Origin of the sequence: Deinococcus rhizophilus (assembly GCF_030271215.1) — a bacterium.
In the GTDB taxonomy this organism is placed as follows: domain Bacteria; phylum Deinococcota; class Deinococci; order Deinococcales; family Deinococcaceae; genus Deinococcus; species Deinococcus rhizophilus.
Genome location: NZ_JASNGB010000051.1, coordinates 1 through 16,683 on the forward strand (window position 1 = coordinate 1; position 16,683 = coordinate 16,683).

Genomic DNA, 16,683 nt, shown 5'->3' on the forward strand with positions numbered 1-16,683 from the left:
GGCCGCCTCGCCCGCCGGGGACTGCAGCACCTCCAGCAGCGCCCGGAGTTCGAGGTCGCTCAAGAGCCGCACCGGAGCCCCGCCGGGCACCAGCCGCAGCCCGGCGAGGATGGCCTCGGTCTCGGCCTCCAGCGAGGTGCCGCCGGGACGGGCGCCGCTGATCTGGCGCACCTCGCGGGTGTGCGGCTGCACCGCCCGCGCCGCCCAGCCAGAAAAGGTCTGCCGCCGCTCGTGGCGGGTGCTGCCGTCGGTGTAGACGTGCCAGAGGTCCCCGGCGTCCGGGGGGGCAGGCTCAGGCGTCACCGTGGAGAGGGGCGCGGCCGGGCAGGTCGGCGGGTCCGGGAAATGGGGGTGGGGGGCACCCCGGGAGGGTCAGCGGCCCGGCAGCCGTCCCCAGCGCGGCCCCGGCCACTGTGCAGAGCACCGTGGCGGAGTCGCCGGAACCGCAGCAGCAGGGGCCACTCATCGCCGGGGACGGCGCCGATGCCGCGCGGGCGGTCACGGAGGGCAGGCAGCATGGGGGCATCATTTCGCCGCCGGGGGCCGGGGTCAATGGGCCGGAGTGGGCGGCGGTGCACTAGAGCATTTGCCATAAGAATGCGGTGGGTTTCCGCATTCGTTGGCCGAGCAAAGCGAGTGAATGGGACAGGAGCATTGGGCAGCCTGGGGAGGCACCTGGGATGCTTTCCTCCGGGGGCCGTCATTCTGTCCAATGCTCTAGGCTGCCTCTGCCCGCATGACTGCCCCTGCTCCTGCCCCTGCCCCCGCCGACGCGGCCGCCGCCCTGCGGTTCCCGGAGTTCCGGGCGCTGCTGCTCTCCTCCACCTTTTCCTCGCTGGCGAGCCGGATGCTGGCGGTGGCCATCGGCTTTCAGGTGTACGAGCTGACACGCAGTCCCCTGATGCTGGGGCTGCTGGGCCTCGTCGAGGCGATTCCGGCGCTGGGGCTGGCGCTGATCGGCGGGCACTATGCCGACCGGCTGGACCGCCGCGCCATCCTGCTGGTCACGCGGCTGGTCTTCGCGGCGTGCGCCCTGGGGCTGGCGCTGGCCTCGCGGGACGCGGACACGGGGACGATCGGCGTGCTGTTCGGACTGGTGTTCGTGGCGGGGATCGCGCGGGGATTCGGGGACCCGGCGTCGTCGGCCTTCGAGACGCGGATCGTTCCGGCCCCGGCCTTCGTGAACGCCTCGGCGTGGCTGGGGAGCGTGGGGCAGGCGACCGGGATTATTGGCCCGGCGCTGGGAGGAGTGCTGCTCGCCACCTGGAGCGCGAGCGGCACCTACGCCCTGATCGCGGGGCTGACGCTGACGGCGTGGGCGGCGCTGTGGCGCATCGCCCCCAAGCCGCAGCCCGCGCCCCCCCCGCGCGAGAGCATGGCCCAGAGCATCCGGGGCGGGCTGAGGTTCGTGCGGCGCGACCCGGTGATCCTGGGGTCGATGGCACTGGACCTCTTTGCCGTGCTGTTCGGCGGGGTGGTGGCGCTGCTGCCCGTCTTCGCCTCCGACATCCTGGGGGTGGGACCGCGCGGGCTGGGGCTGCTGCTGGCGGCCCCGGCGCTGGGGGCCCTGCTGGTCATGCTGTGGGCCACCCGGCACCCGCCGCTGCGCAACAGCGGGCGCACGCTGCTGTGGGGGGTGGCGGGGTTCGGGGTCAGCATCATCGTGTTCGCGCTGTCGCGGGACTTCGCGGTGTCGCTGGTGGCCCTCTTTTTCACCGGGGTGTTCGACGGGGTGAACATGGTGATTCGCAAGGCCATCCTGCGGCTGCGGACCCCGGACCACCTGCGCGGGCGGGTGGCGGCGGTCAGCCTGCTGTTTATCGGGTCGAGCAACGAACTCGGTGCCCTGGAAAGCGGCGTGGCCGCGAGTGCGCTGGGCACCGTGCGCTCGGTGTGGGCGGGCGGGGTGGTCACGCTGATCGTCGTCGCGCTCGTCGCGTGGCGAGTGCCCGCGCTGCGCTCGCTGCACCTGGGGGAAGCGGGGCCGGGAGACGAGGGAGCGCGGCCCTCCCCCACTCCGTCTCCGACACCGCGTCAGCTCTAGAGCATTTGACAGAATGACGGCCCCCGGGGAAGGGCGCCCCAGGTGCCTCCCCGAATGCCCAATGCTCTTCTTCAATTCGCTCGCTCTGCTGCGCAGCTTTGCAAGTCCGCTCGGCCAACGAATGCGGAAACCCACCGCATTCTTATGGCACATGCTCTAGCGCGGCAGCGGCGCCGGGCGCGGCGCGAAGCTGGGGCCGTCCACCCGGGGGCCGTCCGGCGTCCATTCGATGGCGTCGAGACACATCCGCCGCGCCGTCTTCTCCGGGTCCCAGGCGTGGTAGACGAGGTAATCGCGGCCGTCGGGACCCGTCACCACCGAGTTGTGGCCGGGGCCGATCACCCGGCCGGGCACCGAGCGCAGCAGGGTGGGACCGTCCGACGGGGGCTCGGTCCAGGGGCCGAGGGGATGGTCGGCCACCGCCCAGGACACGCCGTAATTGGGTTCCTCCCACGCGCCGCCCGAGTAAAAGCAGTAGTAGCGCCCGCCCCGCCTGACCACGAACGGCCCTTCCAGCGTGTACCAGTCACGAATCGCCCCGTACATCTCACGGTCGCGCCGGAAGATCTGCCAGTCGGCGGTCGCCCGTAAGACGGTGCGCGGCTCCCCGGCGAGGCGGGTCATCCCCTCCAGGCGGTCCACCGCGAGTGCCGTGCCCACCCGCTCGCCGTCCAAAAAGTCGCGGGCGTAGTAGAGGTACCACCTCCCGTCCTCGTCCCGAAAGGGGCTGGCGTCGATGGTGAAGGGGTCGCCGGGCGTGAGGATGACCCCGGCGTCACGGAAGGGCCCCTCGGGGCGCCCGGAGACGGCGACGCGCAGCTGGTGGCCCTGGTCCCCCACGCCCGCCGAGTAATACAGGTAGAACTGCCCCGCGTGAAAGGCCACCTCCGGCGCCCAGTAGTCGCGGGCATTCTCGCCGCCCAGCGGTTCCAGCGCCCCGCCCAGCGGCTCCCAGTGCAGCAGATCGCGCGAGTGCAGGACCTCGAAAGCGCGGCCCGAGTCGTGCGGGCGGCCGCTGGTCCCGTAGGCGTAGTAGTCCTCTGCGTGCCGGAGCACGAACGGGTCGGCGAAATAGTGCGGATAGACGGGATTGGTGTAGGTCCGGGGTGAGGTCTCGTCGGGCATGGCGTCTCCGGGAGGGGGCGGGCGGTTAAAGATTCGGTCAACCTGACCCCCGCAGTGTCGCAGGAGGGCGGGAGGGCAGGGTGGTATGCTCGCCCCAAGCAATCCTTTAGACACGGTGTTTGCCGGGCCAGTGCGCTCCGGCCCCCTCGCCTGATCCCTTCCCGCGCCGCAGGGGGCCTCGCCGCGCCTTCAGAGGTTGCGCCACCTTTCCGTTCTCGCACATTGGAGGCACCATGAACCGGACCCTCAACGTCACCGCCCTGCTGCTCGCTGCTGGCCTCGGCGGAGTCGCGGCTGCCCAGACCCAGACCTCGTACAGGGGGCCGAAAGTCACCCTGACCTACCTGCACGGCTTTACCGGGGCCGACCGCCCGGTGATGGAGCGGCTGATCGCGCAGTTCAACGCGGCGCACCCCAACATCCAGGTGCGGGGGCAGGCCCAGCCCTGGGGCACGACCTGGCAGCAACTGCCCTCGCTGGTGGCCTCGGGCCGCGCTCCCGACGTGGTGGTGATCAACGAGGACCAGATCACCAACTTCATCGCGCGTGGAGCCGTCTCGCCGCTCACGAACGCGGAATTGCAGTCGGCGGGCATCAGCAAGTCGCGTTTCTACGGCCCGCTGTTCAAGACCGCCGACTACGAGGGCAAGTCCTACGGGGTGCCGATCTCCTCGGTGGCGTACGTCATGTTCTACAACAAGGACCTGATGAAGAAGTCCGGCGTGACCAAGGTGCCCACCACCCGCGCCGAACTGCTCGCGGCCTCCCGCGCCTGCACGACCGACCGCAATGGCCGCAAGCCGGGGCAGTCGGGCTTTGACGCCAGGAGCCTGAACACCTGGGGCATCAGCCTCTACAACAACTGGGTGGGCTCGCGCCTGGCCTACGCCGCGATCCTGCAAAACGGCGGCTCGCTGGTCGACAGCAAGCTCAACGCGAGCTTCAACAGTCCGCAGGCCGTCGAAGCCGTGCAGTTCCTGGTCGACCTCGTGCAAAAGCACAATGTGGCCCGCGCCAACAGCACCGAGGAAGCCGAACTCGCGGCCTTCAGCCAGGGCAAGGTGTGCTTTTTCCCCTCCGGGCAATGGTACACCGACCGCTTCGAGCAGCAGAAGATGAATTTCGGCATCGCCTTCGTACCGCGCATCGGGACCAAGCAGGACGCGGCCTGGGGCGGCAGCAGCCACATGACGCTGCCCAGGCAGCGGGCCGGGTACGACGCCAACAAGCGCCGCGCCGCGCTGGCCTTTGTCAACTGGATGACTTCCCCGAACCAGAACCTCGCCTGGACGGAAGCCGGAAGTCTGCCGGTGATGGCGACCGTCGCCAACAACAAGAAATTCGAGGGGCGACCCATCGCGGGCGTGTTTGCCAAGCTGGGCAACATCTACGCGACCTCCGGTTTCCCCTGGGGCGGGCAGGTGCTGGGCCCCTTCGACAACGCCTGGGCCAACGCCTACAGCGGCAAGCAGAGCGTGAAGGCCGCGCTCGACGCCGGGGTCAGCGAGGCCAACAAGCAGATCACGCAGGCCCGCAAGACCTTCCAGTAAGCCCCCGGGCGGGTTCCGGTTCTTTCCCCACCGGGCGAGGGGCCCGGAACCCGCCACCTTCCCGCCAGAGGAGGTGCCCCATGACCCACCCGCAACCCGAACCCCCCGTCCGCGAGCGCCGCCCTGTCCGGTGCTCGCGGCGACCTTTGGCGCTGTGCCGCCGCAGTCTGTCCCGGAGAGCGCCGTGAGCCTCAGCGTGCCGGGCAAGGCCGCTCGCCCCCGCGAGGCCCGCCGCCGCCGGGGGGGCCGCGAGGGCGGTGCGATCACGCCCTACCTGTACCTGCTGCCCTTCCTGCTGCTCTTTCTGGTGTTCGTGGTGTATCCGGTGGGCTACGGCCTCTTCGTGAGCCTGCACCGCTGGGACCTGCTGGCCGAGACGCGGCCCTTCGTGGGGTTGGAGTACTACCGCAACCTGTTTGACCCGGAGACGCCGCAGTCGCAGTTCTTCTGGAACTCGATGAAGAACACCGGCTTTTTCACGCTGATCAGCGTGCCGCTGCTGATCGGCGCGTCGCTGGGGCTGGCGCTGCTGCTGCACCGGCCCATCTTCGGGCGGGCCTTTTTCCGGTCGGTGTTCTTTCTGCCGGGCATCCTGACCGTCTCGGTGATGGGCATCCTGTGGCGCTGGATGTTCGACAACCAGATCGGGCTGGTCAACGCGGTGCGGACCGACCTGCTGGGGCTGCAGCCGCTGCCCTTTCTCTCGACCGAGGGGCTGGCGTGGGTGCCGGTCATCGTGGGGACGGTGTGGTGGACCATCGGGTTCAACATGACCCTGTACCTCGCGGGGCTGGGCAACATCTCGCAGAGCTACTACGAGGCCGCCGAGATCGACGGGGCGACCCCCTGGGCCAAGTTCCGCTTCATCACCTGGCCGCTGCTGGCCCCGGTCACCCTGTTCGTGTTCGTGACCACCGTGCTGGCGAGCTTCCAGCTGTTCGGGCAGACGCTGGTGATCACGTCCGGCGGGCCCAACCGCACCACCCAGAGCACCATCCAGTACATCACCGAGGAGGCCTTTTCCAACAACCAGTTTTCCAGCGCCTCCGCGATGGCGTTCATGTTCGGACTGGCGATGCTGATCTTCACCTACCTGCAGTTCCGCATCATGGCGCGGGACGCCAGGGGGGAGGGCTAGGATGGCGGCTCCCTCGACCCGCGCCGGAACGCTGCCGGAAACGGCGACCACCCGCCCACCCCGGCGCTTCCGCGCTCCGCGTGACCTGCCGCGTTTCGCGCTGCTGTGCGTGCTGGCGATCATCTTCCTGGCCCCGGTGTACTGGATGCTGGCAACCTCGGTGAAACCGGAAGTGGACGTGATCTCCACGCCGACCCAGTGGATTCCCGCCAATCCCACCATCGACAACTACCGCGAGGTGCTGACCTCGCCCGACGGCAACATCCTGCGCTGGATGTGGAATTCGTTCTTCGTGGCGACGGTGTTCACGGTGCTGCATGTGGCGCTGTGCGCACTGACGGCCTACCCGCTGGCGCGGATGCGTTTTCCGGGGCGCGAGGCGATCTTCTGGTTCATCCTGGGCTCGATGATGATTCCGGGAATCGTGACCCTGATTCCCAGCTACCTGATGATGATCCGCTTCGACTGGATCAACTCCTTCCACTCGCTGATCTGGCCGGGGATGGCGGGGGCCTTCGGGGTCTTCTTGCTGCGGCAGTTTTTCCTGGGGCTGCCGCGTGAACTCGAGGAAGCCGCGCGGCTGGACGGCGCCAACAGCCTGCAGGTGCTGTGGCACGTGATCCTGCCGCTGAGCCTGCCGTCGCTGGTGACGCTGGCGGTCTTCTCGTTCATGGGCTCGTGGAACAACTTCATCTGGCCGACCTTCGTGATCACCGACCTCGACAAGCTCACGCTGCCCGTCGGGGTGAACACCTTCTCGCAGCGCTACGTGACCGACTACGGCAAGCTGATGGCCTCAACCGCCATCGCCAGCATCCCGGTGCTGATCGCCTACCTGCTCGCGCAGCGCTACCTGATCGAGGGCCTGTCCACCACGGGCCTCAAGGAGTGACATGGGCCTGAACTTCCGTACTTCCGCCTCTCCCCTGCTCGCCGCCCTGCTGCTGGGGCTGGGCACGGGCGGGGTCCCTGCCGGGGCGGGGACCAGTGAGCCGCTCGCGCAGGCGCGGCCCGCCGCCAGGCCCGCGACCTACACCAACCCGGTCATTCCCGACGACTTCCCGGACCCCTTCATCCTGCGGGTGGGTAGCACCTACTACGCCTACGGCACGAACAGCGGCGGGGTGGACCTGCCCGTCCTGAAAAGTAGCAATCTGGTGAACTGGCAGCGGGTGGGCGAGGGCATGGGGCGGCTGGGAGCCTGGGCGACGGGCGGCTACACCTGGGCCCCCGAGGTGGCCCGCACGGGCGCCGGGTACGTCCTGTACTACACCGCCCGCCACGTGGAGAGCGGACGCCAGTGCATCGGCGTGGCGGTGAGCAGGCTGCCGACCGGTCCCTTCAACGACACCAGCAAAGCGCCGCTGGTCTGCCAGCTCGACCTCGGGGGGAGCATCGACGCCAGCCCCTTTCAGGACCGAGGCGGGCAGCGCTACCTGTACTGGAAGAACGACGGCAACTGCTGCGGGCAGTTCACCGGCATCTGGGTGCAGAAGCTCAGCGCGGACGGCCTGAAGCTCACGGGCAAGCCCACCGACCTGATCTACAACGGGGCGCTGTGGGAGGGCAACCTGATCGAGGCGCCGCAGGTGTACACGCGGGCGAACAAGTACTACCTCTTTTACAGCGCCGCCGACTACAACAGCGACACCTACGCGGTGGGGTACGCGGTGGCCTCCAGCCCGACCGGACCCTTCCGCAAGCTCAGCCGCGAGGAGCCCTGGCTGGCGACGAAAGGCAAGGTCGCCGGACCCGGCGGGCAGGGCATCATCACCGACGGCAAGGGCAACCCGTGGCTGTACTACCACGCCTGGACGGCGGGGCAGATCGGCTACGAGAAAGGAGGGCAGCGGTCCATGCGGATCGACGCGCTGACCTGGAAAAACGGGCTGGCGGTGCTGAAAGGCCCCAGCCTGACGCCGCAGGTGGCCCCGGCGCGGCCCTGAGGAAGTTGTATGAACGTCCCCCGACCGCCGGCAGGCCCGGGGGGCTTTTTCAGTCAGAGCATGTGTCCGAATTCCGCCGTGAGAGGAAAGGCACCCCTCACGGCTCCATCCTCTCCTGCGGAGCTTTGCCAGTCGGCTCGGTCAGAAAGAAGGTCTCTTTGTGGCCAGTCCTTCAGGCCGGTTCATCCGAGAAGATGTCCTCGATTCGCAGGCCGAAGAGCCGCGCGATCCGGAAGGCCAGGGGCAGGCTGGGGTCGTACCTGCCCGTCTCCAGCGCGTTGACGGTCTGGCGCGACACGTCGAGCCGCTCGGCCAGTTCCGCCTGGGTCAGGCCACGCTCGGCGCGGAGAACTTTGATGCGGTTTTTCATTCGGCACGTTCGTCCTGACGGCGCAGGTAAAGATTGGTCAGGCCCATCGCCACGAGGCCAGCGAGCATCGACAGGTAGACGAACCAGAACGGGACGTCAGGGAGGCCGGAGGTCCCGGCTTCTCCCGAGCGCTTCACGTCCTCGTAGATGCCCCACAGCAGCGCCCACGTCAGACTCGAGAGGGTGACCATGCCACTCACCATCCAGCTTTTCAGAAAGCGCAGCCGCCCCAGCTCGTCGAGGACCTGATACTGCCGCACCCAGATCCCCAGGCCCAGCAGCATGGTGAGCCCGGTGACCAGCCAGAACACCAGATCGGAGGCCGGGCGCAAGGAGGCGTAGCCGAACAGGCCGACGATCAGGACAGACATCACGGCGACGTAGACGAACTCCACCCGGCGCACCCTCGACCACTGCCGGTCCCGGTTGGCCTTCTTCGCGGCGCTCACCGCCGCTCCAGCAGTGGCGCGGAACTGCTCTGTCTGGCGGAGATGACGGCGGCGAGGGATGGGGGGAAGGCGGCAGGCAGGAGCGAACCGTTCATGGGAACCTCGGAGCATCGAAGAGGAGAGGGTCAAGGGTCCTTGCCGTTATGTCAAGGAGGCTTGACTCACTCTAGGGGGCACGAGGGGGTGTGTCAAGCGACGTTGACATTCCCGTTGCCGGTCCCTTCTTCAGGAGAGCTGGAGCGTCACTCCTCCACGTCCAGCGCCACGAAGCGCAGGTCGAGGCCCGGCAGGCCCTGCACGAAGCCGTCCAGCAGTTCCAGCGCCCCCAGCAGGTCCGCGAGGTCCAGCACCTCCACCGGGCTGTGGGTGTAGCGGTTGGCGACCGACACCGCGCCCGCCGGGATGCCCTGGCCCGCGTGCTGCAGCGCCCCCGCGTCGGTGCCGATGCCGCGCAGCAGTTCGGGCTGCACGCTCAGGCCACGGGACCGGGCGGCGGCCTCCAGTCCCCGGCGCACGGCGGGGTGCGAGAGGGTGGAAAAGTCCATCACCTTGACGGTGGGGCCGCCCCCCAGGGACAGGTGCGGCGCGGCGAACTCGGGGGTATCGTCGGCGGCGGTCATGTCGAGGGCCAGCGCCACGTCGGCCCCGTGGGCGCGGGCGACGGCGGCAGCCCCGCGCAGGCCGACCTCCTCCTGGGTGGTGAAGGCCACGATCAGGGTGACGGGCGGAGGCGTTTCGCGGTAACGCTCCAGCAGGGCGAGCAGCACGGCGGCCCCGGCGCGGTCGTCGAGGGCGTGCGCGGTGTAGCGCCCGCTGCCACGCCCGAGTTCGGTCAGCTCGCCCACGAAGCCCACCGGGTCGCCCACCCGGATGCCCATGCCCGCCGCTTCCTCGGCGCTGCGGGCACCCACGTCCACGTACAGCTCGGCCTGCGGGACCACGCGGGAGCGGTCGGCGTCGGTGAGGAGGTGGGCGCTTCTCGTGCCGATCACCCCGGTCAGCGGCCCCCCGGCGGTGCGAATCCGTACCCGCTGGGCGAGCAGGATGCGGTCGTCGGTGCCGCCCACCTTCTCCAGCCGCAGGAAGCCGCCCGGCGTGACCCCCCGCACCCGGAAGCCCACCTCGTCGAGGTGCGCGGCGAGAATCAGGCGGCGGGCCTGCGGCGAGGCAGCCTCCCGCACGGCGACCACGTTGCCGAAGGCGTCCACCTCTGCCCGGTCGGCCAGCGGCCGGGCAGCGCGGTACACGGCGCGGATCACGTCCTCCTCCGAGCCGCTGGGGCCGGTCAGGGCCACGAGGTCGCGCAGGTGGGCGAGGAGGCGCGCGGTTTCGGGGGCGGGCTGGGAAACAGACATGGGGCCAGGATAGGGTGGTCCCCGCCCAGGGGAGGACATACGGTTGCCGTCCACTCCGTTATCCCACCGGGAGAGCGCCGGTGGGATAATTCCTTTCCCAGCGACCGTTTTCTCCCACTCACTCTGCTCGGGTAGAACAGTTACGAGACCTGTTCTATCCGAATCCGTATCACCTCAGGTCGTCCGGCCGCCCGGACGGCCGCCCCCGCTCCTTGTGGCGGTACATGGCGCGGTCGGCGCGGGCGAGCCAGGCACTCGCGCTCTCGCCTGCCTGCCAGGGGGCACCCCCCACGCTGGCCCCGGCCTGGGGGTAGGTCCGGCGCACCTCTGCGGCGACTGACTCGGCGAGTTCTTCCAGGTCGGGAGAGGCCGGGCCGGGGATCAGCAGGGCGAACTCGTCGCCGCTGATGCGGTAGGCGCGGCCCCCCGGCCCCACCGCGCGGGCGAAGCCCCCCGCGAAGCGCCGCAGCAGGTCGTCCCCGGCGGCGTGGCCCAGGGTGTCGTTGACTCCCTTGAGCCCGTCCACGTCGATCACGGCGAGGAGTGCCCCTGCCCGGCGCGGGTGCCCGGCGAGGTCCTGCTCAAGGGCGCGGCGGTTGGCGAGGCCGGTCAGGGGGTCGCGGTGCGCGAGGTCGTGCAGCAGCCGCGAGCGGGCCTGTTCGTCGGCCAGTGCCGCCCGCGCCCCCGAGAAGGACCGCAAGGCCAGAATCAGCGTGCCGTGGGCGGTCAGCAGGGTCAGCGGCAGGGTCGGGCCATCGAAGGCGCCGCCCCAGCCAAAGCTCTGCCCGCTGTAGGGCGCGACCGCCACCACAAAGGCCCCCAGGGTCAGGAACGCCTGCCGGGCGGCCACCAGCGGCGGGCGGCGCAGAAAGAGAAAGACGTACAGGGTGGTCGTGTGCAGCACGGTCGCCACGCGCACCATCGGGGAGGCCGGATGGTCCGGCAGCAGGTAAAAGGACACGCCCCACGCGCTCAGCAGGACCAGGACGTACGCGACCGCAAAATGCCGCCGCAGCCACCCGCGCAGCCACGCGGGGCCACACAGCCCCAGCAGGTCGAACACCAGCACCACCCCCAGCAGGCCCAGGTAAAAGGGATGGGCCGTGTCCAGGGCGAACAGGATCATGATCCCCAGCACCGACGCGAGCAGCGGGGCCGTCAACACCAGCTTCATCGGGTCGAGCAGGAGCAACGTGAACCGGGGGCGGCGCATCTCGCGGCACTGTAGGAAACCGGTCGTCACAGCTGCGTCACAGCTGCGTCACACAGCGCCGCCACCCATTTCCCGGTTCTCGCCGGGGGGGGACCGCGCCGACGGGGGGCGAGTGCCGCAGGGCATGTGACGACGGAGGATGTTCGCCGAGCGGGTCTGGACGCCCCCCCATCCGCTGCCCGGCAAGGCCCCCTCTGCCAGCAGCTCTGCGAGTCCCGCGAGGGGAAAGGGCCGGAACGAAGGAGCGGCAGAACAGCGCTCACCCTGCTGCCCAATGCTCTAGAACGGACGCATGGCCCTGCCCTGCTCCGCGCCCGCCCCGGAGGCTTCATGACCCGCTATGTCCTCGCGCTCGATCAGGGCACCAGCAGCAGCCGGGCGCTGCTGTTCGACCGGGAAGGCCGGGTGCAGGCCCTCGCGCAAAAGGAGGTGCCGCCGCAGTTTCCCCGGCCCGGCTGGGTCGAGCACGACCCCGGCGAGCTGTGGAGCACCCAGATCGGCGTGGCGCAAGAAGCCCTGGCCCGCGCCGGGGCCCGGCCGAGTGACGTGGCGGCCATCGGGATCACCAACCAGCGCGAGACGACGCTGCTGTGGGACCGCCGCACCGGGGAGCCGCTGCACCGGGCCATCGTGTGGCAGGACCGCCGCACCGCGCCCCTGTGCGCCGAGCTGCGGGCGCGGGGGCTGGAAGACACCTTCCGGGCAAAGACGGGCCTGCTGCTCGACCCCTACTTCAGCGGCACCAAGCTGCGCTGGCTGCTCGACCACGTGCCCGGCGCACGGGAGCGGGCCGAGCGGGGCGAGCTGGCCTTCGGAACGGTGGACTCGTGGCTGGTCTGGCAGCTCACGGGGGGCGAGTTGCACGTCACCGACGCGACGAACGCCAGCCGGACGCTGCTGTACAACCTCCGCACCGGGGACTGGGACGATGAGCTGCTGGGGCTGCTGGAGATTCCCCGCGCCCTGCTGCCGGAGGTGCGCCCGAGTTCGGAGGTCTACGGCCACACCGCCGCGCACCTGTTCGGGCACCGGATTCCGGTCGCGGGGATCGCGGGGGACCAGCAGGCGGCGACCTTCGGGCAGGCCTGCCTGACGCCGGGGATGGCGAAAAATACCTACGGGACCGGCTGTTTCCTGCTGCTGAACACGGGCACCCAGGCCGTTCCCAGCGGGCACCGCCTGCTCACGACCGTGGCATGGGACCTGGGAGCCGGGCACCTGGGAGCCGGGCCTCTGGGAGCCGGTCGGACCTACGCGCTGGAGGGCAGCGTCTTCGTGGCGGGGGCGGCGGTGGGCTGGCTGCGCGACGGGCTGGGCCTGATCCGGGAGGCGCAGGAGGTGGAGGCGCTGGCGGCCAGCGTGCCCACGTCGGGCGGCGTGTATTTCGTGCCCGCCTTCGTGGGGCTGGGGGCGCCGTACTGGGACCCCCACGCGCGGGGCACGCTGGTGGGCCTGACGCGCGGAACGACCGGGGCCCACCTCGCCCGCGCCGCGCTGGAGGCGACCGCCTTTCAGTCTGCCGAGGTGCTGCTCGCCATGCGCCGGGACCACGCGGCCCCGCTGCGCGAACTGCGGGTGGACGGCGGGGGCAGCCGCAACGCCCTGCTGATGCAGATTCAGGCCGACCTGCTGGGCGTGCCGGTGGTGCGCCCGCGCGTGACCGAGACGACGGCGCTGGGCGCGGCCCTCCTCGCCGGGCTGGCGGTGGGCTTCTGGGACGGCGTGGAGGACGCGGCGCGGCTGTGGCAGGAGGAGCGGGTCTTCGAGCCCGCGCTGCCGGGAGACGAACGCGAGCACCGCCTCGCCCGCTGGCGGCAGGCCGTGGAGCGCAGCCGGGGGTGGGCAGAGGCGGAGGACGAACAGGAATGATCGGCACCCCGGCGGCCCTATGCTGCGGCATGGACCCACCCGCCCTCCGGAGCTGGACCCTCCCCGCCCCGCCCGAGGAGGTGCGCGTGCTCGTCAGCGGCTACCAGTCGTGGAGCGAGGCCGAGCTGCGCCCCCTCACCGACCTTCAGAGCGTCCCGCTGATGCGCTGGCGGCAGGAGCAGGGCCACGACCCCGCCTTCCTTCCCAGCGGCGAGGCGGGCGTGTGGCGCTCGCACACGCTGATCGCGCTGGTTCGCCCGGACGGGGGCGGCTGGGTGGGCTGCGCGGGGAACGCCGCCGCCACCTTCACCCACTGGGAGGCCCGCGCCGGGAATGGAAACGTCGAGGTGACCTGCACCCAGGAGGGACCGCCCACCGGGGTCGCCTGGGAGGAGACGGGCGACGTGATCGGCACCCTGGAGGCCCTCGCCGCGCGGCTGGGGCAGGCCATGAACGCCCGCACCCCGCCCCCGCTGCGGGTGTGGTGCAGCTGGTACTCGTACTACCGGGACGTGACGCTGGAGGCGGTGCTGCAAAACGCGCGGCTGGCCCGCGACCTGCGGCTCCCCTTCGACGTGTTCCAGCTCGACGACGGCTTTCAGGCGGGCATCGGGGACTGGCTGGACGCCTCGCCGGGCTTCGGGGGCCACGCCCGCGACCTGCCGGGGCCGCTGCGCGAGCTGGGCTTCACGCCGGGGCTGTGGCTGGCGCCCTTTCTGGCCGCGCCGACCTCGCGGCTGGCGGCCGAGCACCCCGAGTGGCTGCTGCGCGGTGAGGACGGTCAACCGCTGCTGGCCGGGCACAACTGGGGCGGGCCGAATCACGCGCTGGACACCACCCACCCGGAGGTCCTGACCTGGCTGCGCGACCTCGCGGCGACGGTGCGGGGGTGGGGCTACCCGTACCTCAAGCTGGATTTCCTGTTCGGGGGGGCCCTGCCGGGGGTGCGGCACGACCCGGCGGTGAGCCGGGCGGGGGCATACCGGATGGGGTTGCAAGCCCTCCGCGACGGCGCGGGTGAGGACGCCTTTCTGCTGGGCTGCGGGGCGCCGCTGGCCGCCTCGGTGGGGCTCCTCGACGCCATGCGGACCGGGCCGGACGTGGCCCCCCTCTGGGAGGAGGAATCGCGGCGGCTGTGGCTGGGGGACGCGACCGGGCCGTCAGCACGAAACGCGCTGCACACGGCCCTCTCGCGCTGGTATGCGCACGCGTGGTACCAGCCTGATCCCGATGTCGCCATCGTGCGCCGGGAACGCAGCCTGCTGACGGAAGAGGAGCGGGGCGCGGTCGCCGGGATGCTGGACGTGATCGGCGGCCTGCGGGCGAGCAGTGACCCGCTGGGCGGGCTGGACGGGCGCGAGCTGGCGCTGTTGCGCCGCTGTCTGGAGCTCAGCCCGCCCGACCGTCCTCGCACCCTGACCCACAGCCTCGGCGGGGCCGTGACCCACTTCGGGCGCGGCACCTTCAACCTGACCCAGACAGCCGCCGGGGGGATTCCCGCCCACGGTTACCGCAGCCGCGAGGTATCCCATGACAGAGACTGACCCCCTTCCCTTTCACGCCGCCGAGTTCACCAAACCCGACGGCCGGGCGCTGACCCTCTACGGCCTGGCGCCGGTCGAGGTCCGGGGCGAGATTCCCAGCCCCGCCGGGGACCCGCCGGTGCCGCGCCCCACGATGCGCTGGCACCCCCTGCGCGGCGAGTGGGTGATGTACGCGGCGCACCGTCTGGGCCGCACGTTTCTGCCGCCGCCCGAGTACAACCCGCTGGCGCCCACGACCAATCCCGAGCACCCGACCGAGCTGCCGCAGGGCCGGTACGACCTCGCCGTCTTCGACAACCGCTTTCCCAGCCTGACGCCGGACGCGCCGCCGCCCGAGCACCCGGCCCACCCCTCCGAGCGGGCGGGCACCGGCAAGTGCGAGATGGTCGTGTTCAGTCAGGACCCCTCGGGGCGGCTGGCGGGCCTGTCGGGGGCGCAGATGGCCCTGCTGCTCGCGGTGTGGGCCGACCGCACCACCCGGCTCGCGCAGGGCGGGAAGATTCGCAGCGTCCTCGCCTTTGAAAACCGGGGGGTGGAGGTCGGCGTGACCCTGCACCATCCGCACGGGCAGATCTACGCCTACGACCACATCCCGCCCGTGCAGGCGCGGATGCTGGAGGGAGCGCGGACGCACTTAGCTGAGCACGGGCGCCCCTGGCTGGCCGACTTCGTGGCCGCCGAGCGGGAGGCCGGAAGCCGACTCCTCCGCGACGAGGGAGAGGCCCTGAGCGTGGTGCCCCCCTTCGCCCGCTACACCTACGAGACGTGGGTGCTGCCCACCCGCCCGGTGGGGCGGCTCTCGGAGCTGACAGACGCCGAGCGGGTCGCCTTCGCCCGCGTGCTGAAAGACGCGCTGCTGCGCCTCGACGCCCTGTTCGGCGTGCGGATGCCCTACCTGCTGACGGTGCATCAGGCGCCGCTGGACGGGGAGGCGCATCCAGAGTTCCCCCTCCACATTGAGCTGTACCCCTACCTGCGGGCGCCGGGCCGAATGAAGTACCTCGCCGGAACCGAGCAGGGCGCGGGCGAGTTCGCCAACGACAAGTTCCCGGAAGTCGCCGCCGCCGAGCTGCGGGGGCTGGAGGTCCCATGAAGACGTTCGAGCAGATCTTCGGCCACGCGCCGACCGTCACCGCCCGCGCACCGGGCCGGGTCAACCTGCTGGGTGAACACACCGATTACCAGGGCGGCTACGTCCTGCCCACTGCCATTCCGCAGGAGGCGACGGTCAGTCTCGCCCCCAACGGCACGGAGGAGCACCACGTCTACGCCGCCGATCTGGATGAGCATGCCACCTTCGGACTCGGGGAGAATGCCGACGGGGGCTTCGGGCGCTACGTGGCGGGGGCGCTGGCGCTGGGGGGGGCGCGGGAGGGCCTGAATGTCCACGTGACCAGCGAGGTGCCCATGACGGGCGGCCTCTCCAGCAGCGCGGCGCTGGAGGTGGCCTCCTTGCGGGCCCTGCGCGAGCTGGGCGTGCTGGACATAGGTGACGAGGCGCTGGCGCTGCTGGCCCAGCGGGTCGAGCACGAGTACGTGGGGGTCAAGTCGGGGATTCTGGACCAGATGGCAAGCACCTTCGCGCGGGCGGGGGTGATGCTCTTTCTGGACACCCGGACCCTGCACCGCGAGATGCTTCCGCTGCCCGGAGGAGCGGAGGTGCTGGTGGTCGACTCCGGCGTGCCCCGCCGCCTCGCGGAGTCCGGCTACAACGAGCGCCGCGCCCAGGTGGAGGAGGCCGCGCGGCTTCTCGGCGTGCCCGAGTTGCGGGACGTGCAAGACCCGGCGGCGGTGGAGGCCCTGCCCCCGCCCCTGCGCGAACGGGCCCGGCACGTCGTCACCGAGAACGCGCGGGTGCTGGAGGCGGTGCGGCCCGGCGTGGGTCCGGAGCGCTTCGGGAAGTGGATGAACGCCTCGCACGCCAGCCTGCGGGACGACTACGAGGTCTCGCACCCGGTCGTGGACGCCATCGTCGCGGCCCTGCAAGCCCACCCGGACGTCTACGGCGCCCGCATGACCGGGGCGGGCTTCGGCGGGTCGCTCGTCGCGCTGGTGCGGGCGGGGACGGCGGCGGCGGTGG

Annotated in this window: 16 protein-coding genes; 10 read left to right on the forward strand and 6 right to left on the reverse strand. The window is 70.9% G+C overall.

The window, feature by feature from the left end; all coding sequences use genetic code 11:
* Positions 1 to 303: ribonuclease H family protein (locus tag QOL99_RS07490; RefSeq protein ID WP_285522693.1), on the reverse strand; the 303-nt coding region annotated here is incomplete at its 3' end.
* Between the two features lie 122 nt (positions 304 to 425).
* On the opposite strand from QOL99_RS07490, the gene QOL99_RS07495 reads away from it, so the two are divergent.
* Together QOL99_RS07495 and QOL99_RS07500 are read left to right on the forward strand one after the other, a co-directional pair.
* Entirely contained in the window at positions 426 to 581 is a 156-nt protein-coding gene (locus tag QOL99_RS07495; protein ID WP_285522694.1) for a hypothetical protein, read from the forward strand.
* A gap of 155 nt (positions 582 to 736) precedes the next feature.
* Positions 737 to 2,044, forward strand: a complete 1,308-nt coding sequence (locus QOL99_RS07500) for an MFS transporter (protein ID WP_285522695.1) — start codon at positions 737 to 739, stop codon at positions 2,042 to 2,044.
* Positions 2,045 to 2,200: 156 nt separating this feature from the next.
* Here the strand turns inward: QOL99_RS07500 and QOL99_RS07505 are convergent, their stop codons facing one another.
* Positions 2,201 to 3,169 carry a glycoside hydrolase family 43 protein gene (locus QOL99_RS07505; protein WP_285522696.1) on the reverse strand — a complete coding sequence of 323 codons (969 nt, stop codon included), beginning with the start codon at positions 3,167 to 3,169 and terminating at the stop codon, positions 2,201 to 2,203.
* 233 nt (positions 3,170 to 3,402) lie between these two features.
* On the opposite strand from QOL99_RS07505, the gene QOL99_RS07510 reads away from it, so the two are divergent.
* The 4 genes from QOL99_RS07510 (at position 3,403) to QOL99_RS07525 (ending at position 7,803) form a co-directional block, all read left to right on the forward strand.
* The gene (locus tag QOL99_RS07510) at positions 3,403 to 4,719 is read left to right on the forward strand and encodes an ABC transporter substrate-binding protein (protein ID WP_285522697.1); all 1,317 of its coding nucleotides are present in this window, start codon (positions 3,403 to 3,405) and stop codon (positions 4,717 to 4,719) included.
* 184 nt (positions 4,720 to 4,903) lie between these two features.
* Positions 4,904 to 5,857, forward strand: coding sequence for a carbohydrate ABC transporter permease (locus QOL99_RS07515; protein WP_407650153.1), 954 nt, complete (start codon positions 4,904 to 4,906; stop codon positions 5,855 to 5,857).
* 1 nt (position 5,858) lies between these two features.
* Entirely contained in the window at positions 5,859 to 6,749 is an 891-nt protein-coding gene (locus tag QOL99_RS07520; protein WP_285522698.1) for a carbohydrate ABC transporter permease, read from the forward strand.
* A gap of 1 nt (position 6,750) precedes the next feature.
* Complete coding sequence (locus QOL99_RS07525) at positions 6,751 to 7,803, forward strand: glycoside hydrolase family 43 protein (RefSeq protein WP_285522699.1); 1,053 nt, start codon at positions 6,751 to 6,753, stop codon at positions 7,801 to 7,803.
* A gap of 172 nt (positions 7,804 to 7,975) precedes the next feature.
* Here the strand turns inward: QOL99_RS07525 and QOL99_RS07530 are convergent, their stop codons facing one another.
* The 4 genes from QOL99_RS07530 to QOL99_RS07545 all read right to left on the reverse strand — a co-directional run bounded on the left by QOL99_RS07530 (position 7,976) and on the right by QOL99_RS07545 (position 11,190).
* Positions 7,976 to 8,173 carry a helix-turn-helix transcriptional regulator gene (locus QOL99_RS07530; protein ID WP_285522701.1) on the reverse strand — a complete coding sequence of 66 codons (198 nt, stop codon included), beginning with the start codon at positions 8,171 to 8,173 and terminating at the stop codon, positions 7,976 to 7,978.
* Positions 8,170 to 8,622, reverse strand: a complete 453-nt coding sequence (locus QOL99_RS07535; RefSeq protein WP_285522702.1) for a hypothetical protein — start codon at positions 8,620 to 8,622, stop codon at positions 8,170 to 8,172. Before QOL99_RS07535 ends, QOL99_RS07530 begins: the two co-directional genes overlap by 4 nt.
* Positions 8,623 to 8,864: 242 nt before the next feature.
* The gene (locus QOL99_RS07540) at positions 8,865 to 9,977 is read right to left on the reverse strand and encodes a M42 family metallopeptidase (RefSeq protein ID WP_285522703.1); all 1,113 of its coding nucleotides are present in this window, start codon (positions 9,975 to 9,977) and stop codon (positions 8,865 to 8,867) included.
* Between the two features lie 169 nt (positions 9,978 to 10,146).
* Positions 10,147 to 11,190 (reverse strand): GGDEF domain-containing protein, encoded by a 1,044-nt coding sequence (locus QOL99_RS07545; RefSeq protein ID WP_285522705.1) that lies wholly within the window; start codon positions 11,188 to 11,190, stop codon positions 10,147 to 10,149.
* A 330-nt stretch (positions 11,191 to 11,520) separates the two neighbouring features.
* Here QOL99_RS07545 and glpK point away from each other — a divergent pair, with 330 nt between their 5' ends.
* The 4 genes from glpK to galK all read left to right on the forward strand — a co-directional run.
* Complete coding sequence (gene glpK, locus QOL99_RS07550) at positions 11,521 to 13,059, forward strand: glycerol kinase GlpK (RefSeq protein WP_285522706.1); 1,539 nt, start codon at positions 11,521 to 11,523, stop codon at positions 13,057 to 13,059.
* 29 nt (positions 13,060 to 13,088) lie between these two features.
* Positions 13,089 to 14,603 (forward strand): glycoside hydrolase family 36 protein, encoded by a 1,515-nt coding sequence (locus QOL99_RS07555; RefSeq protein ID WP_285522707.1) that lies wholly within the window; start codon positions 13,089 to 13,091, stop codon positions 14,601 to 14,603.
* The gene (gene galT, locus QOL99_RS07560; protein ID WP_285522709.1) at positions 14,590 to 15,696 is read left to right on the forward strand and encodes a galactose-1-phosphate uridylyltransferase; all 1,107 of its coding nucleotides are present in this window, start codon (positions 14,590 to 14,592) and stop codon (positions 15,694 to 15,696) included. The genes QOL99_RS07555 and galT overlap by 14 nt, the downstream gene beginning before the upstream one ends.
* Positions 15,693 to 16,683, forward strand: a 991-nt coding sequence (gene galK / locus QOL99_RS07565; RefSeq protein WP_285522710.1) for a galactokinase, incomplete at its 3' end; no start/stop codon positions are given. The genes galT and galK, both read left to right, overlap by 4 nt.